Below are 4,813 nucleotides of genomic sequence, written 5' to 3'. Positions count from 1 at the left end.
GCAGCGTGTAGGACATGAAGTTGGGCAGCACCTGCGGCAGGCCGGCGAAGCGCACCCGCTCGAACCAGTTGGCGCCGACGGCCCTCAGGCCTTCCTCGGCGCGCATGTCGATGTTCTCGTTGATCTCGTAGAACAGCTTGCCCAGCGCGCCGATCGAATGCAGGCCGATGGCGATGATGGCAGCGATCGGGCCGATCGAGACGATGGCGGCGAACAGGCCGGCGATGACGATCTCGGGAAAGGCGCGCAGCAGTTCCATGAGGCGCTTGACGATCAGCCGCAGCACCGGATGCGGCGTCAAATTGCGCGCCGCGATGAAGGAGAACGGCACGGCGAAGACGAAGCCGATGAAGGTCGAGACCAGGGCCACGTTGAGCGTGGTCAGCATCAGCTCGAAATATTCGGGGATGTAGAAGCTGCCCCAGACATAGGAGCGGCCAAGCGGAAAATTGAATTCCTGGGTACCGGTGTCATGCGGGGAAGCGATGTCGAACATCGCCCGCCAGACATCGTTCCAGTCCTTGGGGACGAGCCAGCTCAGGAAATCCAGCAAATGCGGCAACCGGTCGAAGAAATGCCCGGCATTGGCCTCGTCGGCGAACCACATGGTGCTGCCGAGCGCAGTGATGAGCAGGCCGACACCGATGGCGGTGTAGAGCCGGCGCAAGGACGTCTGGCGACGCCAGGCGTCGGCCATCTGATGAGTGGCGCCGGAAGGGGCTGTCACGGAAAGGGTCATGATCGGACATGCAAGAAGGGCGGCGTTTTCTCGACGCCGCCCTTCCTGATTTCGCCGTTAGCCGCCGATGGCTGCCTTACGGGCTTCGACGATGACGTTGTAGAAGTCCGCCTTCACCGGGACGTAGCCGGTAAAATCGCCGCCCTCGACGCCTTCGAAGCATGCCTTGTCCTTCTTCGGCAACTGCGTGAAGAAGTCGGCGAGCTTGGCGGTCATTTCACTGCCGAGCGCGGTGCGCACGACCAGCGGGCCGTTCGGGATCAGGCCCGAGCGCCAAACTTCGACGAAGTCGTTGGGGTCGACAGCGCCCTTGGCGACTTCCTTGTGGAAGGTGCCCGAGGTGTAGCCGTCCTTGAAGTCGCCGATGCCGGAGGAATCGTCCACCGCCACGTCGACCTTGCCGTCACGCACGGCCAGAACGTTGTTCTCGTGGCCGCCGTTGAACTGGGTCGAGGCGAAGAATTTTTCGTTCGAAGCGCCGGTGTCCTTCGGGATCTGGGTCAGCGGGATCAGATAGCCGGAGGTCGAATCCGGATCGGCGTAGCCGAGTTTCTTGCCCTTGGCCGACTTGATGTCGGTGATGCCGGAGGATTTCAGCGCCAGGCCGATCGAATAATAGCCTGTGGCGCCGTCGGTCTGCTGGGTGGTGAGGATCGGGGTGACCGCCTTCGGGTCCTTGAGAGCGACGCTGGCGTAGCCGGAAGCGCCGAGTTCGGCGAAGTCGAGCGTGCCGCCGAGCAGGCCCTGGATGACGCCGTCATAGTCGGCGGCGGGGAACAGCGAGACCTTTTCGAAGCCGAATTCGGCCTTCAGATGGTCGGCGAGGCACTGGTAGTTGCGCAGCCGGTCGGTTTCGTTTTCGCCGCCGAGAATGCCGACGCGAAATTCCTTCATGTCGGCGGCATGGGCCATGCTGGTCGCCATGGCGAGCACGGAAACGGCGCCAAAGACCATCTTCCTGAACATTGGATATTTCTCCTGTAGGTTCCGGCCCCGCGCCGGCAGCGTTATCGATTTTGACAGGTGCCCTTGACGTGGGCTGGCGATCCCAACCGCTCTCAATATCCCGGGAATGCGGGCTCGAGCGGTCCGGCGGATGCGGCGATCTTTCGGCTGAAGGCAACGCTGGTCGAGGTGATGGCCTCGGAGATTTCCTGGCCATTGCTGTCGGCGCCGTAGACGAGGCGCACCGCCTCGCGGTTGAGCTCTTCCGGCGGGCCGTCGAAGACGACCTTGCCGGCAGCCATGCCGATGATGCGGTTGCAGTAGGTGCGGGCGGTGTCCAGCGTGTGCAGATTGGTGACGACGGTGATGCCTTCGCGCAGATTGATGTCCTGCAGCGAATCCATCACCACCTTGGCGTTGAGCGGGTCGAGCGAGGCGATCGGCTCGTCGGCGAGGATCACTCTGGGCTGCTGCATCATGGCACGAGCGATGGCGACGCGCTGCTGCTGGCCGCCCGACAAGGTGCCGGCGGGCTGCAGCGCGGTGCGGGCGATGTCGAGCCGCTCGAGTGCCGCGACCGCCTCGGCGCATTCGGCGCGGGAGAACATGCCGAACAGGTTGGTGATGGTCGAGCGGTGGTTCAGCTTGCCGAGCAGCACATTGGTCAGCACGTCGAGGCGCGGCACCAGGTTGAACTGCTGGAAGATCATGGCGCAGTCGCGCTGCCAGCGCCGCAGCGGCGAGCCGCTCAGCTTCGAGACCTCGGCGCCGTCAAAAAAAATCGACCCCTGGCTGGGATCGATGAGACGGTTGATCATGCGAAGGAGGGTTGATTTGCCGGCGCCCGAACGGCGATAATGCCAACCATCTGACCCTGCGGGATCGCGATGTTGATGTCGCTGACGGCAGTGTTCTTGCCAAATCGTCGGGTGACACCGCGGATTTCGAGCGTGGCGGAATTTGCTGGCATGGGGGCAGGTTCCAGTCCGGGACCATTGATCGTCAGGCTCTCGCCTAACGCAGCCACATGAACCTGCCGTGTCGCGATGATGTCAGTTTTGTTACGCTCCACAGGCCTTAGCTTGTCAGCCTGGCTTACCTGTAAGTTGCGCAAGGACCCACAGCATATAGAGTGGAGCTATCGCCGCCGTGAACAAAACACAGCCTAATATCATCAACGTTATTGAAGAGCCAACGTCGGATTGCCTCCAACGCTTAGCTGCAAGCTTAATCACCAAAATTCCCAACGCGACCAACCCCAGTCCAATGAAAAGAGGTATTACGACAATAAAGGTCACATATGCTCCATGGCTCTGGGTTGGGTGATTATTAGTTCGATGAAAGCACCATTCGCGTCAACCATGCTTCTCCAGAAATGCCTCTGCGGACAGCTCACGGAAGTCCTCAAGGCAAGCGCGCAGCCTTGCATGGTCCCAGTGCCACCAGGCCAGCGCCTGGTAGCGTTCGGCCGTGCGGCGATCGAAGCGCTCGCGGATCGGCTTTGCCGGCACGCCGGCGACGATCGTATAGGGCGCTACATCTTTCGAGACGACAGCGCCGGCGCCGACCGCGGCGCCATCGCCGATGGTGACACCGGGCAGGATGGTCGAGCCGTGACCAAGCCAGGTGTCGTGGCCGATGGTGACCCGCTTGGCGCGGCGTTGGGCGAAGAATTCGCTCTCGTGCTCGGCATCGTCCCAGTAGTCCGAGGCGCGATAGGTGAAGTGGTGCAGCGTCGGCCGCCAGGTCGGGTGGTTGGTGGCGTTGATGCGCACGCTGGCCGCGATGTTGGCGAACTTGCCGATCGTCGCACACCAGACCGAGCAGTCCTGCATCATGTAGGAATAGTCGCCAAGTTCGCTTTCCGAGACCCGGCTACGGTCGGCGATCTCGGTCCAGCGGCCGAGCGTCGAATTCTGTACATCCGCCGTCGGGTGGACCAGCGGCGTCTCGGATAATTTCCTGGTCATGCGGCGATTTTTCCGGGCGCGAAAGCGGTGACGTCGATGATGCGGTCGGCAACCGCCTCGCGTACATCGTGGTCATGGAAGATGCCGAGCAGGGCGACACCTGCAGCCTTCTTGGCGGCGATGAGTTCGATCACGACATCGCGGTTCCTGGCATCGAGCGAGGCTGTCGGCTCGTCGAGCAGCAGGATCGGATGCTCGGTGATGAAGCCGCGCGCGATGTTAACGCGCTGCTGCTCGCCGCCGGAGAAGGTCGCAGGCGGCAAGGCCCAGAGTTTCTCCGGCAGGTTGAGCTGCGCCAGCAAGGCGCGCGCCTTGCCGCGGGCAATCTCGCGATCCTCGCCGCGCTCGACCAGCGGTTCGGCGACGACGTCGAGCGCCGAGACGCGCGGCACGGTGCGCAGGAACTGGCTGACATAGCCGATCGTTTGCCGGCGTATGGCCAGCACGGTGCGCGGGCTGGCGGTGGCGAGGTCGATCAGCCCATCATCATGCGTGACGATGATCTGGCCTTCGTCGACGGCGTAGTTGCCGTAGAGCATCTTCAGGATCGAGCTCTTGCCGGCACCGGAAGGACCGCCGAGCACGGTGCATTCGCCAGCCCTGATCGAGAACGAGACACCGGCGACAACAGGCAGTTTGATGCCGTCGCGCAGGTGCATGGTGAAACTCTTGGCGACGTCGGAGACAACGAGGGGGGTTGCCATCAGAAGGGCCTCCAATTGTCGTTCGTTTGCGGGCCAACGCCTCCCTCTGCCTTGCCAGGCATCTCCCCCTCAAGGGGGGAGATCGGCAGCTTTCTCGTTGCGCTTGTTCTGCAACGTTGGAGAGTGGCGAAACCGAGGACGATAGCCAATCTCCCCCCTTGAGGGGGAGATGGCCGGCAGGCCAGAGGGGGGTGCCTTGGCGCCATCGTCAAACCTGCAGAATCGAGGAAACAAGCAATTGCGTGTAAGGCCCGCGCGGGTCGTCGAGCACGCGGTCGGTGAGGCCGCTTTCGACGACGCGGCCGTCCTTCATCACCATCATGCGCTGCGACAAGAGCCGTGCCACGGCAAGGTCGTGGGTGACGACGATGGCCGCCAGACCGAGATCGGTGACCAGACCACGCAGCAGGTCGAGCAGGCGGGCTTGCACCGAGACATCGTGGCCGCCTGTTGGC

Annotated in this window: 4 protein-coding genes and 2 pseudogenes; all 6 read right to left on the bottom strand. The window is 62.9% G+C overall.

Annotated features, from left to right (window positions below; all coding sequences use genetic code 11):
- A partial coding sequence (locus tag EN914_RS24395; RefSeq protein ID WP_164778880.1) for an ABC transporter permease occupies window positions 1–739 on the bottom strand: 739 nt, incomplete at its 3' end.
- Window positions 740–796: 57 nt separating this feature from the next.
- Window positions 797–1,705 carry a phosphonate ABC transporter substrate-binding protein gene (gene phnD / locus EN914_RS24390; protein WP_013529514.1) on the bottom strand — a complete coding sequence of 303 codons (909 nt, stop codon included), beginning with the start codon at window positions 1,703–1,705 and terminating at the stop codon, window positions 797–799.
- Window positions 1,706–1,797: 92 nt separating this feature from the next.
- A pseudogene (gene phnC / locus EN914_RS24385) lies at window positions 1,798–2,654 on the bottom strand (phosphonate ABC transporter ATP-binding protein).
- Window positions 2,655–3,039: 385 nt separating this feature from the next.
- The gene (locus EN914_RS24380) at window positions 3,040–3,654 is read right to left on the bottom strand and encodes a DapH/DapD/GlmU-related protein (RefSeq protein ID WP_013529516.1); all 615 of its coding nucleotides are present in this window, start codon (window positions 3,652–3,654) and stop codon (window positions 3,040–3,042) included.
- Entirely contained in the window at window positions 3,651–4,358 is a 708-nt protein-coding gene (phnL, locus tag EN914_RS24375; RefSeq protein WP_013529517.1) for a phosphonate C-P lyase system protein PhnL, read from the bottom strand. The genes EN914_RS24380 and phnL overlap by 4 nt, the downstream gene beginning before the upstream one ends.
- A gap of 208 nt (window positions 4,359–4,566) precedes the next feature.
- Window positions 4,567–4,813: pseudogene (phnK, locus tag EN914_RS24365) on the bottom strand (phosphonate C-P lyase system protein PhnK); the annotation flags it as partial.

Origin of the sequence: Mesorhizobium sp. M7A.F.Ca.CA.001.08.2.1 (genome assembly GCF_003998455.1) — a bacterium.
GTDB classification, from domain to species: domain Bacteria; phylum Pseudomonadota; class Alphaproteobacteria; order Rhizobiales; family Rhizobiaceae; genus Mesorhizobium; species Mesorhizobium ciceri.
This window is presented reverse-complemented; position numbering and strand designations above follow the sequence as displayed.

Coding starts and splice junctions, on each gene's coding strand:
- phnD (WP_013529514.1), bottom strand. CDS start 1,705: ATGTTCAGGAAGATGGTCTTTGGCGCCGTTTCCGTGCTCGCCATGGCG.
- EN914_RS24380 (WP_013529516.1), bottom strand. CDS start 3,654: ATGACCAGGAAATTATCCGAGACGCCGCTGGTCCACCCGACGGCGGAT.
- phnL (WP_013529517.1), bottom strand. CDS start 4,358: ATGGCAACCCCCCTCGTTGTCTCCGACGTCGCCAAGAGTTTCACCATG.